Below are 21,040 nucleotides of genomic sequence, written 5' to 3'. Positions count from 1 at the left end.
GACAAACGAAGCCCACGAAGAGGATGATTGCATCTAGCCATCATTCTCTTTTTTTCATCAGGCCATGACCATGTCCAATCAACAACATTCCCGCCTGGGCCAGATCCTGATCAACAAGGGGCTGATTAGCGCCGCCCAACTGGACGCCGCGATCCAGGCGCAGTTGAGCAACCACAAGCGCCTGGGCGAAACCCTGATCGAGCAAGGCCTGCTGAGCGAACGGCAACTGAAGAAGGCGCTGAAGAAGCAGACCAACCTGCGCCTGGCCGCGACCCTGGTCGCCGCCCTGCTCAGTCCGTTCCAGATGGCCAGCGCCGACATCCAGCGCATGCAGCCGCCAGCGGCCATGAGCCGCCAGGAATTGCCGAAGAACCTGCGTCCGCTGACCGACGTCGAGATGAGCAACGTCAACGCCCAGGGCCTCAACGAAAGCCTCGAGGGCCTGTTCCTGAAGGCCGAGGGCGGCGACGGCCTGGCCGCGGTGAAGCAACTGGCGAAGCTGGTGATGCCGGTGCTCGACAGCCTGGAGGCGGAAACCTCGATGAGCGACGTTCGCTACGAAACCGGCAAGACGCAAAGCACGCTCAACCCCGACGGCTCGGTCAACCTGCGCCTGCCGAGCAGTATCGGCGAGGTGCGCTTCGACAATATCCGCATTGCCGGCGCGCCGCGCGAGCAGACGTTCGGCAGCGTCAGCCTGCAACAGATCGACCTGTCCCAGGCTTCCCTGAAGATCAGCCTGCGGCCCTGATCCCAACCCAGGGCCGGATCGTCCGGGGATATGGAAAAGGCACCCCTGGGTGCCTTCTTTCCGCCTGGCTCAAGCCGCCTGGCTGGCCGGGAATCCCGGCAGGACCGGAACCGGCCGCTTTTCGTCGTCGATGGCGACGAAGCTGAACAGGCCGTGTATGGCCTTCTCGCGACCGTCGGCGTACATGCTTTCCAGGTACACCTCGACCTCCACCTTGAGGCTGGTGTTGCCGACCTTGACCACCCGGCCGACCAGTTCGACGATCGAGCCCGCCGGGATCGGGTGGTTGAAGTCGATGCGATCGGTGGAGACGGTCACCAGCGGCAGGCGGCAGAAACGGGTCGCGGTGATGAACGAGACCTCGTCCATCCAGGCCAGCGCAGTTCCGCCGAACAGGGTGTTGTGGTGATTGGTGGTGGGCGGGAATACCGCCTTGGTCACACGGGTTTCGGAAAGCTCGGTGCGACGCAGGATTTCTTGCTCTCTGGGGGTCATGCCACGAATACCGGATGGAGTGGCTGCCTGGGTGCCGCGGATGTTGTACTGGTTATGCGCTGCCGTGGGCAGTAGGAAGCGCCGCCGGAAAGGCGAACGCCAGACATGAAAAAAGCAGCCCTCGGGCTGCTTTTCTCGGAGAAGAACCGGATTAGACCAGTTTTTCCTTGATGCGCGCGGCCTTGCCGGACAGGGCGCGGAGGTAGTACAGCTTGGCCTTGCGCACGTCGCCGCGACGCTTGACGCTCAGGCTGTCGACGATCGGGCTGTAGGTCTGGAAGGTACGTTCCACGCCCACGCCGTTGGAGATCTTGCGCACGGTGAAGGCGCTGTTCAGGCCACGGTTGCGCTTGGCGATGACGACGCCTTCGAAGGCCTGCAGACGCTGACGGTCGCCTTCCTTCACCTTGACCTGGACGATCACGGTGTCGCCGGGGGCGAACGCCGGGATCTCTTTGTTCATCTGTTCAGCTTCGATCTGCTGAATGATCTTGTTGGTCATGCTGTGCTCCTAAGACCGGCAATCGGCCAGCCATCGATACGTTAACTATCGTCCCGCTGACGGATGTATTCCGCCAGCAGCTTCTGCTCTTCTCCAGAAAGCGAGCGGCTATCCAGAAGATCGGCGCGTCGTTCCCAGGTCCGCCCAAGGGCCTGCTGCAAACGCCAACGCCGGATGTGTTCATGGTTGCCACTGAGCAACACTTCAGGAACACGTTTGTCCGCATACACCTCGGGTCGGGTGTAGTGCGGGCAGTCGAGCAGGCCATCCGTGAAGGAGTCCTCCTCGGCGGAATCTGCATGACCCAATGCACCGGGCAGCAACCGCGTCACTGCATCGACCAGCACCATGGCCGGCAACTCACCGCCGGACAGGACATAATCGCCGATCGACCATTCTTCATCGACGTGCTCTTCGATGAAGCGCTCGTCGATGCCTTCGTAGCGCCCGGCGATGAGGATCAACGCTTCCTCTTCGGCCAGTTCGCGTACGCCCGCCTGCGTCAGCTGGCGGCCTTGCGGCGAAAGGTAGATCACCTTCGCCTTCCTGCCCCCGGCGGCTTGCCTGGCATCCGCCAGCGCGCCCTCCAGAGGCTTGATCTTCATCACCATGCCAGGGCCACCGCCGAAGGGCCGGTCGTCCACCGTCTGGTGGCGGTCCTCGGTGTAGTCCCGTGGATTCCAGCAGGTCAGCGTGAGCAACCCCTGCTTTACCGCACGGCTGGTGATGCCATAGTCACTGATCGCGCGGAACATCTCCGGAAAGATGCTGACGACGCCCACCCACAAACGCTTGTCCATGGATGATCAGAAGTCCGCGTCCCAGTCCACCCGCATCTCGCCAGCGGCCAGGTCGATCGACAGCACGCACTGCCCGGTGTAGGGCAACAGGCGCTCGCGGTCGTCCAGGCTGCCCGCGCAGGGCTTGACCACCATGACATCGTTGGCACCGGTTTCCAGCAGATGGTCGATCACGCCGAGCAACTGCCCGCCCTGGTCGATCACCTTCAGGCCTTCCAGCTGGTGCCAGTAGTACTCACCTTCCTCGAGAGAGGGCAACTCGCTACGCGGGATGCAGATCTCGTAACCGGTGAAGGTGCGGGCCTCTTCGCGATCGTCGAGCCCCTTGAGCTTGGCGGCCAGGACCTTGCCATGCAGGCGCCCCCTGACCAGCTCGGCCTGCCGAATCTCGCCGTCGCGCCGGAGCGTCCAGCGGCGATAGTCCAGCAGGTTGTCCAACGGGTCGGTAAAGGAATACACCTTCACCTCACCGCGGATGCCGTACACCGAAACGATCTTGCCGATCACGACCAGGTCGTCGGCGGGTGTCGGCATTTCACTCATGACGGCTTAGGCGTTTGCCTTGGCAGCGTCCTTGAGCAGCTGAGCAACGCGCTCAGACGGCTGTGCACCCTGGGCGAGCCAGTAGGTAGCACGCTCCTGGTCGACGGACAGACGCACTTCGCCACCAGTCGCAACCGGGTTGAAGAAACCGATGCGCTCGACGAAGCGACCATCGCGCGCATTGCGGCTGTTGGTCACGGTCAGGTGGTAGAAGGGGCGCTTTTTGGAGCCGCCACGAGCAAGACGGATGGTTACCATGTGAACTTCGTTCCTGTAGTCGGTGCTTGCAAAATGAATGCACGCTGGGCCCACGGCCCGAAAGGCCGCATATTCTAAGGATTATCGGGGAATTTGCAAATCTCTTTTTCGGCCACCCATCGGCCGGCGCGGAGAGCGCGAGAAGCGCGCGGTCCGCCCGCCGGCCGACGGCGCGGAACCGCCGGCGTGGCCAGCGGCCGCGCGTCCGATCAAAGCTTGGGCATGCCCCCCGGGAACATGCTGCCCATGCCTCGCATCATCTTGGCCATGCCGCCCTTGGCGGTGACCTTCTTCATCATCTTCTGCATCTGCTTGTGCTGCTTGATCAGCCGGCCAACGTCCTGCACCTGGGTACCGGAGCCAAGGGCGATGCGGCGCTTGCGCGAGCCGCTGATCATTTCCGGATCGCGCCGTTCGCCGGGCGTCATCGAGTTGATGATCGCCTCCATCTGCTTGAACTGTTTCTCCGCAGCGCCCTGGGCATTGCCCATCTGCGCCAGGTTGACCCCGCCGAGCATCGGCAGCTTGTCCATGAGCCCGCCGAGGCCGCCCATGTTCTTCATCTGTTGCAACTGGTCGCGGAAGTCTTCCAGGTCGAAGCCCTTGCCCTTCTTGATCTTCTTCGCCAGCTTCTCGGCCTTGTCGCGGTCGAGGTTCTGCTCGGCCTGTTCGATCAGGCTGAGCACGTCGCCCATGCCGAGGATGCGCGAGGCCACGCGGTCGGGATGGAACGGATCGAGCGCTTCGCTCTTTTCGCCCATGCCGAGGAACTTGATCGGCTTGCCGGTGATGGCCCGCACCGAGAGCGCGGCACCGCCACGCGCGTCGCCGTCGACCTTGGTCAGGACCACGCCGGTCAGCGGCAAGGCGTCATTGAAGGCCTTGGCGGTGTTGGCGGCGTCCTGGCCGGTCATGGCATCGACCACGAACAGGGTTTCCGCCGGCTTGATCGCCGCGTGCACCTGCTTGATCTCGTCCATCATGTCGGCATCGATGTGCAGGCGGCCTGCGGTATCGACGATCACCACGTCGATGAACTTCAGCCTCGCCTCGCGGATCGCCGCCTCGGCGATGGCCACCGGCTTCTGGCTGACGTCGGAAGGGAAGAAGGTTACGCCGACCTCGCCCGCCAGGGTTTCCAGCTGCTTGATCGCGGCGGGACGGTAGACGTCGGCGGAAACCACCATCACCGACTTCTTCTTCCGTTCCTTAAGGAAGCGCGCCAGCTTGCCCGCGGTGGTGGTCTTGCCCGCGCCCTGCAGGCCGGCCATCAGGATCACCGCCGGCGGCGCGACGCTCAGCGCCAGGTCCTCGTTGGCCGCCCCCATCAACTCCTCGAGTTCGGCGCGGACGATCTTCACGAACGCCTGTCCCGGGGTCAGGCTCTTCGAGACCTCGGTACCGACGGCGCGCTCCTTGACCTTGTTGACGAAGTCCTTGACCACCGGCAGGGCCACGTCGGCCTCGAGCAGGGCCATGCGCACTTCGCGCAGAGTGTCCTTGATGTTGTCCTCGGTCAGCTTGGCCTTGCCGGTGACATGGCGAAGCGTCTGCGAGAGGCGGTCTGTAAGGTTTTCGAACATGCGCGATCCTTCCACGGGGGTTGCGGCAAGCGGCGGATTATAACCAAGAGCGCGTCGCGGGACACGCGATGAAAGACGGAGTGTGTGTCCGGCGACGACCGGAGGCCAGCCTCAAGTCCTTGATTTGCCGATGCGTTCCGTCTTTGCCGAAGCGACCGCCGGACCATGAGGTCGCGGCGCCCGCGGCAGGCGGTCCGCCAACCCGGCCACAGGTACGAGAGAACTGTTCGCAACGGCTTTCTCGCGACGCTCGATCTATGCCAAACTCCCATCCTTTCGGGCCCGCGATTACAAGGACTTATGCATCCCCTGCTGCCCAGCCTCATCGCTGCTGTTCTCTATCTCGGCACCGCCGCCTACCAGGGTGCCTGTGTGTCCAAGCGCACCGCGCCGGGCAAACCCCTGCTGCTCCTGTTCGGACTCCTGGCACTGGTCGCCCACGCCTTCAGCCTCTACCAGCAATTGCTGACCCCGGCCGGCCTGGTGCTGGACTTCTTCAACGCCGCCAGCCTGATCGCCGCCGCGGTAATCCTCCTGACCCTGCTGGCGACCTTGCGGATACCGGTGGAGAACCTGCTCCTCCTTCTATTCCCGCTGGGCGCCCTCACCACCCTGCTGGCGGTACTCATCCCCCACGGCACCGTCGAGCCGATCAACGAACAACCAGGCATCCTGGCCCACATCCTGCTCTCGATCCTGGCCTACGGCCTGCTCACCATCGCGGTGTTCCAGGCGCTCTTGCTGCTGCTCCAGGATTACCGCCTCAAGCACAAGCATCCGTCCGGGCTGATCCGCAACTTCCCGCCCCTGCAAACCATGGAAAGCCTGCTGTTCGGCTTCCTCTGGGGTGGCTGGTCGCTGCTTTCGCTGTCGCTGCTGTCCGGATGGCTGTTCGTCGACAACCTGTTCGCCCAGCACCTGGCGCACAAGACCATCCTGTCCTGCTTCGCCTGGGTGGTCTTCGCCGTGCTCCTCTGGGGTCGCCACCAGCTCGGCTGGCGGGGCCACAAGGCGATCCGCTGGACCCTGGCCGGTTTCTGCCTGTTGATGTTGGCGTACTTCGGCAGCAAGCTGGTGCGGGAATTCATCCTGCACATCTGATGGGCCTCCTTCATGGATGAGCTGCACCCCGGGTACCTGGTCGGCCTGCTGGTTCTCCTGGTCGCCTGCTCGGCGTTCTTCTCCTGCGTCGAGACCGCCCTGCTCAACCTCGACCGTTACCGCCTGCGCCTACAGGCCAAGCAAGGCCTGCGCGGGGCCCGGCGCAGCAGTTGGCTGCTGCTGCACGACGACCGCCTGCGCGGCACCCTGTTGTTCGGCCGCACCCTGGTCAACGTCAGCGCCGCCGCCCTGGCCAGTTGGGCCGCGCTGCGCCACTGGGGCGTCATCGGCCTGGCCGTCGCCATCCCCGGCATGACCCTGCTCCTGCTGCTGTTCGGCGCCCTGCTGCCGCGCCGCTACGGCGCCCTTCGCTCAGAACGCGTCGCCCTGCCGCTCAGCCTGCCGCTCCTGATCCTGCAGCGCCTGTGCTGGCCCCTGCTGTGGCTGCTGACCCTGCTGAGCAACGCGCTGCTGCGCCTGCTCGGCGTCGCCGCGGCGGAACAGGACGACAGCGGACGCAGCCGCGACGAAGAGGCCCTGCATCCGGCCGACAACCCCCAGGCCAGCGAGGTCAACCGGCATGACATGCTGCTCGGCCTGCTGGACCTGGAGAAGGTCACGGTCAACGACCTGATGATCCCGCGCAACGAAATCGAAGGCATCGACCTCGACGACGAACTCGAGGTCATCGTCGAGCAGTTGCGCACCACCAGCCACACCCGCCTGCCGGTCTACCGCGACGACGTCAACCAGATCGAAGGGGTCGTGCACATGCGCCAGATCGCGCGCCTGCTGACCCAGGGCCGCCTGACCAAGGAGAATCTCCGCCAGGCCTGCATGGAGCCGTATTTCGTGCCGGAAAGCACGCCGCTGTCGACCCAGCTGGTGAACTTCCAGAAGGAGAAGCGCCGTATCGGCGTGGTGGTCGACGAATATGGCGAGGTGATCGGCATCGTCACGCTGGAGGACATCCTCGAAGAGATCGTCGGCGACTTCAACGACCTCGACAGCCTCGACAACCCGGATATCCAGGCCCAGGAAGACGGCAGCTTCGTCATCGACGGCAGCGCCAACCTGCGCGAGCTGAACAAGTCGCTTGGCTGGCAATTGCCCTGCGACGGCCCGAAGACTCTCAACGGCCTGGTCACCGAAGCCCTGGAGCAGATCCCCGATTGCGCGGTGTGCCTGCGCATCGGCCCCTACTGCCTGGAAATCCAGCAGTCGGCGGAAAACCGTGTGAAAAGCGTGCGCGCCTGGCATCCCCGCGCGCTGACCCCGCTGGTCGAAAGCGACGCCAGCGTCTGATCCGGGATTGCCGAACCCGCCCCGCGGCGCTCTATAATCGACCCCAGCTTATCCAGCCCTGCCGCCGGTTCCGCCGCTACCCGCAGCCCGAGCCCCGGCCAGTCACCCGCCAGTCCCGCCTGCCCGCCCGGCCCCGATGCCGACGGTACCAGCCGGCGCACGGCGCGCAGCCCCATCCTCCCTGCGCGACCGATCTCGTCCGCCCCACCCGGGCGCCGCGCCGCCGCATCGGCGCACTGGCCATAACCATCCGGCCGCACGGAAGCACTCCGTCGTGCCCCGACTGCCAGGGACCTTCCCACCATGACCGCCGCCACCCTCGCCGCCGACGCCGCTCCGGAACCGGCCAACTCGACCACCCGGGTCGCAGTCGCCAGCTTCATCGGCACCGCCATCGAGTTCTACGATTTCTACGTCTATGCCACTGCCGCCGCCCTGGTGATCGGTCCGGTATTCTTCCCGCAGACATCCGGCACCGCGCAGATGCTCAGCGCCTTCCTCACCTTCGGCATCGCCTTCCTCGCCCGTCCGCTGGGCTCGGCGCTGTTCGGCCACTTCGGCGACCGCATCGGGCGCAAGTCGACCCTGGTCGCCTCGCTGCTGCTGATGGGGGTATCCACCACCCTGATCGGCGTCCTCCCCGGCTACGACAGCATCGGCTACTGGGCGCCGTTGCTGCTCTGCGTGCTGCGCTTCGGCCAGGGCCTCGGCCTCGGCGGCGAGTGGGGCGGCGCCGCGCTGCTGGCCACGGAGAACGCGCCGGCCGGCAAGCGCGCCTGGTTCGGCATGTTTCCCCAGCTCGGCCCGTCGATCGGCTTCCTCGCCGCCAACGGCCTGTTCCTGGCCCTGGCGATGCTGCTCAGCGAGGAGCAGTTCCGTGACTGGGGCTGGCGGATCCCGTTCCTGCTCAGCGCGGCGCTGGTCGTGGTCGGCCTCTACGTACGCCTGAAGCTGGCGGAAACCCCGGTGTTCGCCAAGGCCATGGCCAAGCACGAGAGGGTCCGCCTGCCGATCGCCGAGCTGTTCGCCCAGCACTGGCGGCCGACCCTGCTCGGCGCCCTGGCGATGGTGGTGTGTTATGCGCTGTTCTATATCTCCACGGTGTTCTCGCTGAGCTACGGGGTGGCCAGCCTCGGCTTCAGCCGCGAGGAGTTCCTTGGTCTGCTGTGCCTCGCGGTGCTCTTCATGGCCGCCGCCACGCCGCTGTCGGCCTGGCTCAGCGACCGCTTCGGACGCAAGCCGGTACTGCTGCTCGGCAGCCTGGCGGCGATCGCCTCCGGCTTCGCCATGGAGCCGCTGCTCAGCCAGGGCTCGACATTCAGCGTCGCCCTGTTCCTCTGCATCGAGCTGTTCCTGATGGGGGTCACCTTCGCCCCGATGGGCGCGCTGCTGCCGGAAATATTCCCCACCCACGTGCGCTACACCGGCGCGTCGGCGGCCTACAACCTGGGCGGCATTCTCGGCGCCTCGGTGGCGCCCTATATCGCCCAGAAGCTGGTCGGCATCGGCGGCCTGGGCTGGGTCGGCGGCTACGTCTCCGCAGCGGCGCTGCTCAGCCTGCTGGCGGTGCTGTGCCTGAAGGAAACCCGCGACAACGACCTCGGCGCAGTGTCCTGAGTCTCGCTCAGGCTACCGCGACGCCGCCCTTCTCCCTCGCCGCCAACCAGTCGGCGAGGGCCGCGGCCCAGACCTGGTAGCCCAGCTGCGACGGATGAAAGCCGTCGATGGCCAGGTAGCCCGGAAGCAGGTCCAGCGAGATCGGGCAGTAGCCGGCGCCGGTCGCGCCAGCGAGATCGCGCAGCGCCTCGTCGAGCAGCCGCCCGCGCCACCCCAGCAGGGCCCGCAGCAACCCGGGCAAGGCGGAAAAATGCCGCAGCGGCGGCACCGCGGTGCAGGTCACCTGCGCGCCGGCCGCCTGGAAGCCTTCGATCAGGGCCGCGCAGTCGGCACGCCAGCGTTCGAGGGAGCGCAGGCTGGTGGTGTCATTGACGCCGAAGACCAGGATCACCTGGTCGAAGAAACGTCCCGCCACCTGCGGTAGCAGGCGTTCGCGCGCCTCGCCGCTGGTGATGCCGTTCTCGCCCAGCGCCTGCCAGGCCACCGGGCGGCGCAGACGCTCGCCCAGCGCCGCGGCCAGGCGGCCGGCCAGGGCGTAGTCCAGGCAACTGGCGCCGACCCCGGCCACTGTCGACTCACCGAACAACAGCAAGCGCAGCGGCTCTTCGGCACCGGACCCACCGACCAGCCCTTCGCGAGGTCCCGCCGCGGGCACCAGGCGCAAGGCTCGGCGGCGGGTGCGGATAGCCAGCGGCACCGCCAGCGGCAGCAACGGCAGAGCCGCCGCCCACCAGGCCAGCGTTGCCAGCCGGCGCATCTCAGAGTTCGACGCGAACCGCCTGGGCGGCCCGGGTCGCCTTGGCGCGGGCGGCGTCGATCGACTCGTCGCGCGCCAGGACCACGCCCATCCGCCGCTGGCCATCCACTTCCGGCTTGCCGAACAGGCGTAGCGCCGTATCCGCCTCGCTCAGCGCGGCGCCGAGGTTGGCGAAAGCGACCTGCCGGGACTTGCCTTCCACCAGGATCACCGCCGAGGCCGACGGGCCGAGCTGGCGGATCACCGGGATCGGCAGGCCGAGGATCGCCCGCGCGTGCAGCGCGAACTCGGAAAGATCCTGGGAAATCAGGGTCACCAGGCCGGTATCGTGCGGTCGCGGCGACACCTCGCTGAACCACACCTGGTCGCCCTTGACGAACAGTTCGACGCCGAACAGCCCGCGTCCGCCGAGGGCCTCGGTCACTGCCCGGGCGACCCGCTCGGACTCGGCCAGGGCCTGCGCGCTCATCGCCTGCGGCTGCCAGGACTCGTGGTAGTCACCCTTGACCTGGCGGTGACCGATCGGCGCGCAGAAAGTGGTGCCGTCGACGTGGCGCACGGTGAGCAGGGTGATTTCGTAGTCGAAATCGATGAAGCCCTCGACGATCACCCGGCCCTTGCCGGCGCGCCCGCCTTCCTGGGCATAGTCCCAGGCCGCCTGCAGGTCGTCGGGGCCTTTCAGGACGCTCTGGCCCTTGCCCGACGAACTCATGATCGGCTTCACCACGCAGGGGTAGCCGACGCGCTCGACGCCACGGCGGTAGTCCTCGAAGGTATCGGCGAAGTGATAGGGCGAGGTCGGCAGGCCGAGTTCCTCGGCAGCCAGCCGGCGGATACCCTCGCGGTTCATGGTCAGTTGCGCGGCGCGGGCGGTGGGCACCACGGTGTAGCCTTCGGCCTCCAGCTCGACCAGGGTCGCGGTGGCGATGGCCTCGATCTCGGGCACGATGTAGTGCGGCTTCTCCTGCTCGATCACCGCGCGCAGGGCGGCGCCGTCGAGCATGCTGATCACGTGGCTGCGATGCGCCACCTGCATGGCCGGCGCGTTGCCATAGCGATCGACGGCGATCACTTCGCAACCCAGGCGTTGCAGCTCGATGGCGACTTCCTTGCCCAGCTCGCCGGAGCCACAGAGAAGGACGCGGGTCGCGCTCGGCGACAGGGGGGTACCGATACGGGTCATGGAAGAACCTCGGAAATGAAAGAAAACGGAATCCGCTTCAGGCGGAACCGCTGACCAGCCCTTGCGCCTTGGCGCGCTCGAAACAGCGACCGAGCACCTCGCGGCGCTCGTCGTTGCTCATCAGGCCCCAGCGGGTGATCTCGGCCGCCGTGCGCTGGCAGCCGATGCAGATGTCCTGCTCGTCCAGCGCGCAGACATGCACGCAGGGCGAAGCCACCGGTCGCTCGTTCACGCCGGGTCCTCGACGAGGTCGCGGGCGTAACGGCGGGCATTGTGCACATAGTGGGCGGCGCTGGCCTCGAGCATCTTCTTCTGCGGCTCGCTCAGCTCGCGCACTACCTTGCCCGGCGAGCCCATCACCAGCGAGCCGTCGGGAATCTCCTTGCCCTCGGGAATCAGCGCGTTGGCGCCGATGATGCAGTACTTGCCGATCTTCGCCCCATTGAGGATCACCGCATTGATCCCCACCAGGCTGTAGTCGCCCACGCTGCAACCATGCAGCATGGCGTTGTGGCCGACGGTGACGCCCTTGCCGAGGGTCAGCGGATAGCCCATGTCGGTGTGCATCACCGAGCCGTCCTGGACGTTGCTGTGCTCGCCGATATGGATCAGCTCGTTGTCGCCGCGCAGCACCGCGCCAAACCAGACGCTGGCGCCGGCATCCAGGCGAACCTTGCCGATCACCGCTGCGCTGGGCGCGATCCAGCTGTCGGGATGGGTTTCGACGCGGGCATCGCCCAGGCGGTATTTCATCGCGATCTCCTCATGGCCGGGGTCTGCGCCCCGTCGGTCAACTCAGTTTGATGAACGAAGCCGGCGGCGTGTGCAGGTCGATGGGGTCGTCGTACAGCAGGTTGACCAGCTCCACCACCATGATGGCCGTCAGGCCCCAGATCTTGAACTCGCCGAAGCGATAGCTGGGCACGTACCAGCTGCGGCCGAAGTAGTCGATACGGTGGGTAACCTCGCGCGGGTCGTCGCGAAAGAAACTCAGCGGCACGTTGAACACCGCGGCGATCTCGCCGTCGTTGGGCTGGTACTCGACGAAGTCGGGAATGAAGGCGACATAGGGAGTGACCTCGATACCATGCCGCGAGACCAGGGTGCTCAGCGGCCCGACCACTTCCACCAGGCCCGGCGGCAAGGCGATCTCCTCCTCCGCCTCGCGCAGGGCGGTGCGCACCAGGTCGGCGTCTTCCGGGTCGCGCCGCCCGCCGGGGAAGGCGACCTCGCCGCCATGGGTGGACAAACCGGCGGCGCGCAGGGTCAGCACCAGCTCCGGATCGTCGCTGCGGGTGATGGGCACCAGCACGGCCGCTTGGGGGAAGCGCTGGTCGGTATCCAGTTGGCGGGGGCGGTGCGCCTCGATGCGTTGGCGCAACTCGTCGAGCGTGCAGTTCATACTGCCGGGGTTTCCGAGGTCTTGTCGTTTCCCCGAGATCATGGCACGAAAGCCCCGGCCAGCCCACCCCTCCCGCACGGGGCCTTGTCGCCTCCCGGCCAGCCGAGCAAGATAGGCCTTTCCCCGAAGAAGAACCTGGCATGAAATTCTGCAGCCTGTGCGGCGCCACGGTGGTCCAGCGCATCCCGGACGGCGACAACCGCCTGCGCTACGTCTGCGACGCCTGCCACACCGTGCACTACCAGAACCCGCGTATCGTCGCCGGCAGCCTGCCGGTGTGGGACGGCCAGGTCCTGCTCTGCCGTCGCGCCATTGCGCCGCGCCTGGGCTACTGGACGCTGCCGGCCGGCTTCATGGAGAACGGCGAGACCCTCGCCCAGGCGGCGGCCCGCGAGACAGAGGAAGAAGCCAACGCGCGGATCGGCGACCTGCAGCTGTATACCCTTTTCGACCTGCCGCACATCAGCCAGGTCTACCTGTTCTTCCGCGCCGAGCTGCTCGACCTGGATTTCTCCGCCGGCGATGAAAGCCTGGAGGTGCGGCTTTTCGACGAAGCGGAGATTCCCTGGTCGGAGCTGGCTTTTCCGACCATCGGCCGTACCTTAGAATGCTACTTCAGCGACCGCCGCGAAGGCTGCTTCCCGGTGCGCAACGAAGCCATTGCACCTATGCTGGCTTCCTATAAGAAAGACTGAACGCCAAACACTCGAACACCGCCGCCGTTGCGGCTCAAGGGAACATCGGGGATTTCACTTCCATGCGCTGGTTGCTTGCTTTGCTGTGCTTGACCTTCGCCAGTCTGACCCAGGCCAATGCCGCGCCGAGCCTGGAAGGCAAGGTGGACAAGGTCCTGGTGCTCAAGTCCGAGCGAAAACTGCTGCTCCTCAACAAAGGCAACGTCCTGAAAAGCTACCGTGTCTCGCTGGGCAAGCGCCCGACCGGCCCGAAGCTGGCCGAAGGCGACAACCGCACCCCGGAAGGCTTCTACTGGATCGACTGGCGCAAGACCAGCAACAACTACAACCTCTCCATGCACATTTCCTACCCCAACGCCCGCGACGTGGCCAAGGCCCGGGAAAAGGGCCTGCCGGCCGGTGGCATGATCATGATCCACGGCACCCCGCTGGATGACGAATACCCGGAGTGGTACTTCTCCACCCTGGACTGGACCAATGGCTGTATCGCCATGAACAACACCGACATGCGCGAAGTCTGGAGCGTGGTGAAAGACGGCACGCTGATCGAGATCCGCCCCTGACAGAACCAGGCTGATACCACTCGTCAGCCGTCAGCCACACCAGGAACGCCGCCGCGAGATTTTCCGGCGGCGTTTTCTTTTATCCGTCAAACCCTTGCATCCCTTACTCAGGCCAAGTCAATCGACGGGACGGCTGGCTGACGCGTGCGCGACGCACAACTGGCATTGACGTGGTATTCAAGTGGTATTAGTTTTCCCAGCATTACCGGGCGACAACAACACAATCCGCATCGGAACCTCTCATGAAGACAGCCCACGACCTGCTCCTGGCCCTGCGTCCCGACGAGGCGCAACCCACCCCCCTCTATCTGCAGCTGGCGCGCAATCTCGAGAGCGCGATCCATGCCGGCCAGTGGAAAGCGGAGGAAGCGCTGCCCTCCGAACGCAACCTCAGCGAAACCCTGAACATTTCCCGCGTCACCGCGCGCAAGGCCCTCGAAGTACTCTTCGAGCAGGGGCTGATCCGCCGCAACCAGGGCTCCGGCACCTTCATTACGCCGCGTCTCGAACAACCGCTGTCGCGTCTCTCCAGCTTCAGCGAGATGCTCCGCCTGAAAGGCTTCACCCCCGGCTCCACCTGGCTGGAGCGCGGCATCGCCCTGCCCACCCACGACGAACTGATCCGCCTCGGCCTCTCGCCGACCGAAAAGGTCGCGCGCATGAAGCGCCTGCGCAAGGCCGACGGCACGGTGATGGCGATCGAGAACAGCACCCTGCCGGCACGCCTGCTGCCGGATCCGACGGCGGTCGGCGATTCCCTCTACGAATACCTGGACGGCATCGGTCGCCCGGTGGTCCGCGCCCTCCAGCACGTGCGCGCGATCAACGCCTCCGCGTCCGATGCCGCGCTGGTCGGCATCGCGCCGGGCACCGCGATGCTGCTGATGACCCGGATCGGCTACCTCGAGGACAACACCCCGATCGAGCTGACCGACACCTACTGCCGCAACGACTACTACGACTTCGTCGCCGAACTGCGACGCTGACCGACACGGAGCCGCCATGCTCGAAGGCAACATCCTCACCCCGCAAGGCTGGGTCCTCGGCCGCCTGCACATCCAGGACGGACGTATCCAGCGGATCGAAGGCGAGCCCTGCGATCCGGCCGACAACGCCGATCCGTACCTGCTGCCAGGCTTCATCGACCTGCATGTGCACGGCGGCGGCGGCCGCGACATCATGGAAGGCGGCGACGCCTTCGCCACCATCGCCCGCACCCACCGGCGCTTCGGCACGACCTCGCTGCTGGCCACCACCATGACCGCTCCGCGCGAGGAGATCGCCGACATCCTCAGCCAGCTCGGCGATTACTGCCGCCGCTCGCTGGAGGGCGGTTCACGGATACTCGGCGTGCACCTGGAAGGCCCCTACATCAACTCCGGCAAGCTCGGCGCGCAGCCCAACTTCGCCCATGCCGCGGTGCTCGAGGAAGTCGAGGACTACCTGCGCCGCGCGCCGATCCGGGTGATCACCATCGCCCCCGAGATCGCCGGACACCGGCCGCTGATCCGCGCCCTCGCCGAGCGCGGCGTACGCCTGCAGATCGGCCATACCCTGGGCAGCTACGAGGATGGCGTGGCCGCACTGGAAGCCGGCGCCAGCAGCTTCACCCACCTCTACAACGCGATGACCGGCCTGCACCACCGCGAACCGGGTATCGTCGGCGCGGCCCTGGCCCACGCACGCTACGCCGAGCTGATCCCCGACCTGCTGCATGTCCATCCCGGCGCCATCAGGGTGGCCTTGCGTTCGATCCCGTGCCTGTACTGCGTGACCGACTCCACCGCCGCCGCCGGCATGCCCGACGGCCAGTACAAGCTCGGCAGCCACACGGTGACCAAGTGCCTGGGCGGCGTGCGCCTGCCCGACGGCACCCTGGCCGGCAGCACCCTGACCATGGACCAGGCGCTGCGCAACCTGGTGAAGATCGGCCTGCCCCTGGCCGAAGCCTCGCAACGCCTTTCGCAATTCCCCGCCGATTACCTCGGCCTCGCCGAGCGCGGCCGCCTGGCGCCCGCAGCCTGGGCCGATGTGGTGCGCCTGGATCGCTCCCTGGAACTCGACGCCGTGATGGTGGAAGGAGAACTCGAATGACTTCGCTGATGCTCGAGGAAGCGCTCTCCGCCGCCACGGTGGCGAGCCGTCAACTGGCCGTGCTCGACGCCTGCCTGCCGGCGCTTGGCCAGCGTCTGCGGGAGGTCGATCCGAACCTGGCACTGACTGTCGCGCGCGGCAGCTCCGACCATGCCGCCAGCTACTTCGCCTACCTGGCCATGCAGCACGCCGGCTTGCCGGTGGCCTCGCTGCCCATGTCGGTGGTGACCCTGAACCGCTCGCCGCTGCGTGTCGCCGGGCAGGCCGTCTTCGCTTTCTCGCAGTCCGGGCAGAGCCCCGACCTCGTGGACAGCCTGCGCATCCTGCGCGAACGCGGCGCCCTGGGCATCGCCCTGGTGAATGCCGAGGATTCGCCGCTGGAAGCCGCCAGCGAATTCGTCGTGCCGCTCTGCGCCGGCACCGAGCGCAGCGTCGCAGCAACCAAGAGCTTCATCGCCACGCTCAGCGCCAGCGCTCGCCTGCTCGCCCACTGGCAGCGCGACAATACCCTGCTGGCCGCAGGCCAGGGCCTGGCGGCCGGGCTGGAGCAGGCCGCCAGGCTCGACTGGTCGCCGGCCATCGAGGTCCTGCGCGACTGCCAGCGGCTGATGGTGATCGGTCGCGGCGCCGGCTACGCCATCGCCCAGGAGGCCGCGCTGAAATTCAAGGAAACCTCGGCGATCCAGGCCGAGGCCTTCAGCAGCGCCGAGGTCCGCCATGGACCGATGGCGCTGGTCGAGGAGCGCTATCCGCTGCTGGTGTTCGCTCCCCGCGGCCCGGAGCAGGAAGGCCTGCTGGAGCTCGCCGAGGATATGCGCCAGCGCGGTGCGCAGGTATTGCTCGCCGCCCCGGACGACATCGCCGAACGCGACCTGCCGCTGCAGCGCGCCGCGCATCCGGCGCTCGATCCGATCCTGGCGATCCAGAGTTTCTACGTCATGGCCGCCGGCCTGGCCGAAGCCCGCGGCATGGACCCGGACCAGCCACGGCACCTGAGCAAAGTCACCCGAACCCACTGAGCCTGAGCGCGCGCCCATGAACAACAAGAATCTCGCCCTCAAAGCGCCCCTGAGCGGCCCCGTGATGCCGCTCAACCGAGTACCCGACCCGGTGTTTTCCAGCGGCACCCTGGGCGAAGGCATCGCCATCGACCCGCTCAACGATTGCCTGCACGCGCCCTGCGCCGGGCTGGTCAGCCACTTGGCGCGAACCCGCCACGCGCTCAGCCTGCGCGCCGACAACGGTGCCGAGCTGCTGCTGCACGTCGGCCTCGACACCGTACAGCTGCAAGGCGAAGGCTTCGAGGCGCTGGTCGAGGAAGGTGCGCGGGTGATCGAGGGCCAGCCGCTGCTGCGCTTCGACCTGGACCGCGTCGCCCGCGGCAGCCGCAGTCTGATCACGGTGATGATCCTGACCAACGGCGACGGCTTCCAGGTACGCCCGCTGACCACCAACCCGGTGGAGGTCGGCGCGCCGCTCCTGCAACTGAGTCCGGAGAAGGCCGAGCAACGTCCGGCCAATCCCGCGCCTGGCGAAGGCTCCGCGCAGCGCCAGGTCCGCGGGCGGGCGCGGGTCGCCCATCATGGCGGTCTGCACGCACGCCCGGCAGCGCTGCTACGCAAGACCGCGCAGGGCTTTTCCAGCCAGGCCGAACTGCACTTCGCCGGGCAGGTGGCCAGCGTCGACAGCCTGGTCGGCATCATGGGCCTGGGGGTCGCCGAACAGGACGAGGTAGAGGTGATCTGTCGCGGCGAAGACAGCGAGGCGGCCCTCGGCGCCCTGCTCGCGGCCCTCGCCAGCGCCACCGCGGGGGCTCCGAAGGATGCCCCGCGCGCCATCGCCCCGGGCGAGCCGGCGCGACCTGCGGCTGTCGCCGGTACCCTGGCCGGCGTCTGCGCTTCGCCCGGCCTGGCCAGCGGTCCCCTGGCGCGGCTCGGCGCCATCAGCCTGCCGGCGGATGACGGCCGGCATCGTCCCGAGGAACAGCACCTCGCCCTGGACCAGGCCCTGCAACGGGTGCGCGACGACGTACAGGGGAGCCTGCAGCAGGCCAGGCTCGGCGGCGACGAGAACGAAGCGGCGATCTTTTCCGCGCATCTCGCGCTGCTGGAAGACCCGGGTCTGCTGGACGCCGCCGACATGCTGATCGACCAGGGCGTCGGCGCCGCCCACGCCTGGCACCGGGCGATCCAGGCCCAGTGCGAGATTCTCCAGGCGCTGGGCAACCTGCTGCTGGCCGAGCGCGCCAACGACCTGCGCGACCTGGAAAAACGCGTGCTGCGGGTACTGCTCGGCGACACCGCGCCATTGCGGGTGCCTGCTGGCGCCATCGTCGCCGCCCGGGAGATCACTCCCTCCGACCTCGCGCCGCTGGTGGATGCCGGCGCGGCTGGCCTGTGCATGGCCGAAGGCGGCGCCACCTCCCACGTGGCCATCCTCGCCCGCAGCAAGGGCCTGCCGTGCCTGGTGGCGCTCGGCGCCGGGCTGCTGGAGCTGGAGGAAGGCCGGCAGGTGGTGCTGGACGCCGGCCAGGGCCGGCTGGAACTCAGCCCAGACGCTCGACGCCTGGAGCAGGTCGCCTTGCAAGTGGCGCAGCGCGAGGAACAACGCCGCCGCCAGCAGGCCGATGCGCAGCGCGAGGCGCTCACCCGCGACGGCCGGCGCATCGAGATCGGCGCCAACGTCGCCTCGCCGCGCGAGGCCGCCGAAGCCTTCGCCAACGGTGCCGACGGGGTCGGCCTGCTACGCACCGAGTTTCTCTTTCTCGAGCGCCGCGCCGCGCCCGACGAAGAGGAGCAGCGCAACGCCTACCAGGAGGTCCTGGACGCCATGGGCCAGCGCAAGGTGATCATCCGCACCATCGATGTCGGCGGCGACAAGCACCTCGACTACCTGCCGCTGCCGGTGGAAGAAAACCCAGCACTGGGCCTGCGCGGCATCCGCCTCGGCCAGGCGCGCCCGGAGCTGCTCGACCAGCAGTTGCGCGCGCTGCTGAGGGTCGAACCACTGGAACGCTGCCGGATACTGCTGCCGATGGTCAGCGAGGTCGATGAACTGCGCGCCATCCGTGGCCGCCTCGGCGAGCTGGCCACGCAGTTGGGGATCGAGCGCCTGCCCGAACTCGGGGTGATGATCGAGGTGCCCTCCGCCGCCCTGCTCGCCGATCAACTGGCCGAACACGCCGACTTCCTCTCCATCGGCACCAACGACCTGTCGCAGTACGCCCTGGCCATGGACCGTTGCCACGCCGGCCTGGCCGACCGCATCGACGCCCTCCACCCGGCGCTGCTGCGACTGATCGCCCAGACCTGCGCCGGAGCAGCCCGCCACGGCCGCTGGGTCGGCGTCTGCGGTGCGCTGGCCTCGGACCCGCTGGCGACACCGGTACTGGTCGGCCTCGGGGTCGAGGAATTGTCCGTCGGGCCGAACCTGGTCGGCGAGATCAAGACCCGGGTGCGCCAGCTCGACGCCGCTGAATGCCGCCGCCACGCCCAGGCGCTACTGGACCTGGGCAGCGCCCGGGCGGTGCGCGACGCCTGCCTGCAACACTGGCCACTGGCCTGACAAGAACAATCGGAGACCACCGCCATGCCCCCGTTCCTGATCGAAAGCCTGCAACGCCTGGGCCGCGCCCTGATGCTGCCGATCGCGATCCTGCCGATCGCCGGCCTGCTGCTGCGCCTGGGCGACGTCGACCTGCTCGACATTCCGCTGGTCCACGACGCCGGCAAGGCGATCTTCGCCAACCTGGCGCTGATCTTCGCCATCGGCATCGCCGTCGGTTTCGCTCGCGACAACAACGGCACCGCCGGCCTGGCCGGCGCCATCGGCTACCTGGTGATGATCTCGGTGCTCAAGGTGATCGATCCGGGCATCGACATGGGCGTACTCTCCGGCATCATCAGCGGCCTGGTGGCTGGCGCCCTGTATAACCGCTTCAAGGACGTGAAGCTGCCGGAATACCTGGCGTTTTTCGGCGGCCGCCGCTTCGTGCCGATCGCCACCGGGATCAGCGCGGTCTGCCTGGGCCTGCTGTTCGGGGCGATCTGGCCACCGCTGCAACAGGGTATCAACGGCCTCGGCCAACTCATGCTGGAAAGCGGCAGCTTCGGCGCCTTCGCCTTCGGCGTGCTGAACCGCCTGCTGATCGTCACCGGGTTGCACCACATCCTCAACAACCTGGTGTGGTTCGTCTTCGGTAGCTTCACCGACCCGGAAACCGGGCGCGTCGTCACCGGCGACCTGGCGCGCTATTTCGCCGGCGACCCGAAGGGCGGCCAGTTCATGGCCGGGATGTTCCCGGTGATGATGTTCGGCCTGCCCGCCGCCTGCCTGGCGATGTACCGCAACGCCCGTCCGGAGCGGCGCAAGCTGATCGGCGGGCTGCTCCTGTCGATGGCCTTGACCGCCTTCCTCACCGGCGTCACCGAGCCGGTGGAGTTCGCCTTCATGTTCCTCGCGCCGCTGCTCTACCTGCTGCATGCGCTGCTCACCGGCCTGTCCATGGCCCTCACCGACCTGCTCGACATCCGCCTCGGCTTCACCTTCTCCGGTGGCGCCATCGACCTCGCCCTGGGCTGGGGCCGTTCCACCCACGGCTGGATGCTCTGGCCGCTGGGCCTGCTCTATGCCGGCATCTATTACCTGGTGTTCGACTTCTGCATCCGCCGCTTCAACCTGAAGACCCCGGGCCGCGAAGACGACGCGAGCAGTGAATCGGGCGACAACACCGAAGCCGAGCGCGCCCCGGCATTCATCCGCGCCCTGGGTGGCGCAGCCAACCTCGAAGTGGTGGACGCCTGCACCACGCGCCTGCGTCTGCGCCTGGTCGACCGCGACAAGGCCTCGGACGCCCAGCTCAAGGCCCTCGGTGCGATGGCCGTGGTACGCCCGGGCAAGGCCGGCAGCCTGCAGGTGGTGGTCGGCCCACAGGCCGACAGCATCGCCGACGAGATCCGCCGCGCCCTGCCCTTCGATACGCAACCGGGCGAAGCCGTACCGCCGCTGGGCAGTCCAAACGCAGCCGAAGAGGTGGTGTCGATGCAGGCCACCGTTGACGCCGCCGAAGCCCAGGCCTGGCTCGGCGCCCTCGGCGGCGCCGGCAACCTGCGCGAGGTACGGGACGTCGCACTGACCCGCCTGCGGGTCAGCGTGGCGGACGAACGCAAGCTGGCCACCGAGCAACTGCGTCGTCTCGGCGGACAGGGCGTCAGTTCCCTCGCCGGCGGCATCTGCCATATCCTGGTGGGCCCCCGCGCCGCGGCCTTGAGCCAGGCCCTGCAACCGCTGCTGCGGCGCTGACGGCAGGAGGGCTGGACCTCGGCCAATCGGCGGATAACCGCCCAGCGGTTATTCGCCCTACGCCACAGCTCCCACGCTCGGGTTCGATAA

At 67.3% G+C, this 21,040-nt stretch carries 22 protein-coding genes; 11 read left to right on the top strand and 11 right to left on the bottom strand.

Annotated elements, in window-relative coordinates:
- The first annotated feature begins 64 nt into the window (after nucleotides 1-64).
- Nucleotides 65-751: a cyclic di-GMP-binding domain-containing protein, MshE-related gene (locus tag HMPREF2924_RS29735; protein WP_003092633.1), complete on the top strand. Its 687-nt coding sequence runs from the start codon at nucleotides 65-67 to the stop codon at nucleotides 749-751.
- Between the two features lie 69 nt (nucleotides 752-820).
- Here HMPREF2924_RS29735 and HMPREF2924_RS29730 read toward each other — a convergent pair whose 3' ends face one another.
- The 6 genes from HMPREF2924_RS29730 to ffh form a co-directional block, all read right to left on the bottom strand.
- Entirely contained in the window at nucleotides 821-1,246 is a 426-nt protein-coding gene (locus HMPREF2924_RS29730; RefSeq protein WP_003092635.1) for an acyl-CoA thioesterase, read from the bottom strand.
- Between the two features lie 151 nt (nucleotides 1,247-1,397).
- Entirely contained in the window at nucleotides 1,398-1,748 is a 351-nt protein-coding gene (rplS, locus tag HMPREF2924_RS29725; protein ID WP_003092637.1) for a 50S ribosomal protein L19, read from the bottom strand.
- Between the two features lie 41 nt (nucleotides 1,749-1,789).
- Nucleotides 1,790-2,548 (bottom strand): tRNA (guanosine(37)-N1)-methyltransferase TrmD, encoded by a 759-nt coding sequence (gene trmD / locus HMPREF2924_RS29720; RefSeq protein WP_003119312.1) that lies wholly within the window; start codon nucleotides 2,546-2,548, stop codon nucleotides 1,790-1,792.
- 6 nt (nucleotides 2,549-2,554) lie between these two features.
- Nucleotides 2,555-3,082 carry a ribosome maturation factor RimM gene (gene rimM / locus HMPREF2924_RS29715; RefSeq protein WP_003092640.1) on the bottom strand — a complete coding sequence of 176 codons (528 nt, stop codon included), beginning with the start codon at nucleotides 3,080-3,082 and terminating at the stop codon, nucleotides 2,555-2,557.
- A 15-nt stretch (nucleotides 3,083-3,097) separates the two neighbouring features.
- On the bottom strand, nucleotides 3,098-3,349 hold the full coding sequence (gene rpsP / locus HMPREF2924_RS29710; RefSeq protein WP_003109644.1) for a 30S ribosomal protein S16: 252 nt from the start codon (nucleotides 3,347-3,349) through the stop codon (nucleotides 3,098-3,100).
- Nucleotides 3,350-3,558: 209 nt separating this feature from the next.
- On the bottom strand, nucleotides 3,559-4,932 hold the full coding sequence (gene ffh, locus HMPREF2924_RS29705; protein WP_003092645.1) for a signal recognition particle protein: 1,374 nt from the start codon (nucleotides 4,930-4,932) through the stop codon (nucleotides 3,559-3,561).
- Between the two features lie 300 nt (nucleotides 4,933-5,232).
- Here ffh and HMPREF2924_RS29700 point away from each other — a divergent pair, with 300 nt between their 5' ends.
- The 3 genes from HMPREF2924_RS29700 (at nucleotide 5,233) to HMPREF2924_RS29690 (ending at nucleotide 8,955) form a co-directional block, all read left to right on the top strand.
- Nucleotides 5,233-6,033 carry a cytochrome C assembly family protein gene (locus HMPREF2924_RS29700; protein ID WP_003092649.1) on the top strand — a complete coding sequence of 267 codons (801 nt, stop codon included), beginning with the start codon at nucleotides 5,233-5,235 and terminating at the stop codon, nucleotides 6,031-6,033.
- Nucleotides 6,034-6,045: 12 nt separating this feature from the next.
- Nucleotides 6,046-7,338, top strand: coding sequence for an HlyC/CorC family transporter (locus HMPREF2924_RS29695; protein WP_003111904.1), 1,293 nt, complete (start codon nucleotides 6,046-6,048; stop codon nucleotides 7,336-7,338).
- Nucleotides 7,339-7,641: 303 nt separating this feature from the next.
- A complete protein-coding gene (locus HMPREF2924_RS29690; protein WP_003092654.1) occupies nucleotides 7,642-8,955 on the top strand; it encodes an MFS transporter in 1,314 nt (437 codons plus the stop codon).
- 7 nt (nucleotides 8,956-8,962) lie between these two features.
- Here HMPREF2924_RS29690 and HMPREF2924_RS29685 read toward each other — a convergent pair whose 3' ends face one another.
- Genes HMPREF2924_RS29685 through HMPREF2924_RS29665 form a run of 5 tightly spaced genes read right to left on the bottom strand, consistent with a single transcriptional unit; the run spans nucleotide 8,963 to nucleotide 12,297 of the window.
- Nucleotides 8,963-9,712: an SGNH/GDSL hydrolase family protein gene (locus tag HMPREF2924_RS29685; RefSeq protein ID WP_003129853.1), complete on the bottom strand. Its 750-nt coding sequence runs from the start codon at nucleotides 9,710-9,712 to the stop codon at nucleotides 8,963-8,965.
- A gap of 1 nt (nucleotide 9,713) precedes the next feature.
- Entirely contained in the window at nucleotides 9,714-10,895 is a 1,182-nt protein-coding gene (gene purT / locus HMPREF2924_RS29680; RefSeq protein WP_003129852.1) for a formate-dependent phosphoribosylglycinamide formyltransferase, read from the bottom strand.
- Nucleotides 10,896-10,932: 37 nt separating this feature from the next.
- Nucleotides 10,933-11,127 carry a DUF1289 domain-containing protein gene (locus HMPREF2924_RS29675; protein WP_003092660.1) on the bottom strand — a complete coding sequence of 65 codons (195 nt, stop codon included), beginning with the start codon at nucleotides 11,125-11,127 and terminating at the stop codon, nucleotides 10,933-10,935.
- On the bottom strand, nucleotides 11,124-11,648 hold the full coding sequence (locus HMPREF2924_RS29670) for a gamma carbonic anhydrase family protein (protein ID WP_003092662.1): 525 nt from the start codon (nucleotides 11,646-11,648) through the stop codon (nucleotides 11,124-11,126). Before HMPREF2924_RS29670 ends, HMPREF2924_RS29675 begins: the two co-directional genes overlap by 4 nt.
- A gap of 37 nt (nucleotides 11,649-11,685) precedes the next feature.
- The gene (locus HMPREF2924_RS29665) at nucleotides 11,686-12,297 is read right to left on the bottom strand and encodes a CoA pyrophosphatase (protein ID WP_003092664.1); all 612 of its coding nucleotides are present in this window, start codon (nucleotides 12,295-12,297) and stop codon (nucleotides 11,686-11,688) included.
- Between the two features lie 140 nt (nucleotides 12,298-12,437).
- Between HMPREF2924_RS29665 and HMPREF2924_RS29660 the strand changes: the two genes are divergently transcribed.
- From HMPREF2924_RS29660 to nagE, 7 genes are all read left to right on the top strand, one after another.
- The gene (locus HMPREF2924_RS29660) at nucleotides 12,438-12,992 is read left to right on the top strand and encodes an NUDIX hydrolase (protein ID WP_003092665.1); all 555 of its coding nucleotides are present in this window, start codon (nucleotides 12,438-12,440) and stop codon (nucleotides 12,990-12,992) included.
- A 62-nt stretch (nucleotides 12,993-13,054) separates the two neighbouring features.
- The gene (locus HMPREF2924_RS29655; protein ID WP_003092667.1) at nucleotides 13,055-13,555 is read left to right on the top strand and encodes a L,D-transpeptidase family protein; all 501 of its coding nucleotides are present in this window, start codon (nucleotides 13,055-13,057) and stop codon (nucleotides 13,553-13,555) included.
- 242 nt (nucleotides 13,556-13,797) lie between these two features.
- On the top strand, nucleotides 13,798-14,541 hold the full coding sequence (locus HMPREF2924_RS29650; RefSeq protein WP_003092669.1) for a GntR family transcriptional regulator: 744 nt from the start codon (nucleotides 13,798-13,800) through the stop codon (nucleotides 14,539-14,541).
- Between the two features lie 16 nt (nucleotides 14,542-14,557).
- Nucleotides 14,558-15,649: an N-acetylglucosamine-6-phosphate deacetylase gene (gene nagA / locus HMPREF2924_RS29645; RefSeq protein WP_003111788.1), complete on the top strand. Its 1,092-nt coding sequence runs from the start codon at nucleotides 14,558-14,560 to the stop codon at nucleotides 15,647-15,649.
- On the top strand, nucleotides 15,646-16,668 hold the full coding sequence (locus HMPREF2924_RS29640) for an SIS domain-containing protein (protein ID WP_003129849.1): 1,023 nt from the start codon (nucleotides 15,646-15,648) through the stop codon (nucleotides 16,666-16,668). Before nagA ends, HMPREF2924_RS29640 begins: the two co-directional genes overlap by 4 nt.
- A gap of 16 nt (nucleotides 16,669-16,684) precedes the next feature.
- Nucleotides 16,685-19,213, top strand: coding sequence for a phosphoenolpyruvate--protein phosphotransferase (ptsP, locus tag HMPREF2924_RS29635; RefSeq protein ID WP_003129848.1), 2,529 nt, complete (start codon nucleotides 16,685-16,687; stop codon nucleotides 19,211-19,213).
- A 24-nt stretch (nucleotides 19,214-19,237) separates the two neighbouring features.
- Nucleotides 19,238-20,950, top strand: coding sequence for an N-acetylglucosamine-specific PTS transporter subunit IIBC (nagE, locus tag HMPREF2924_RS29630; protein WP_003129847.1), 1,713 nt, complete (start codon nucleotides 19,238-19,240; stop codon nucleotides 20,948-20,950).
- Nucleotides 20,951-21,040 lie beyond the last annotated feature (90 nt).

The organism is Pseudomonas sp. HMSC063H08, assembly GCF_001813645.1.
Lineage (GTDB): Bacteria > Pseudomonadota > Gammaproteobacteria > Pseudomonadales > Pseudomonadaceae > Pseudomonas > Pseudomonas aeruginosa.
This window is presented reverse-complemented; position numbering and strand designations above follow the sequence as displayed.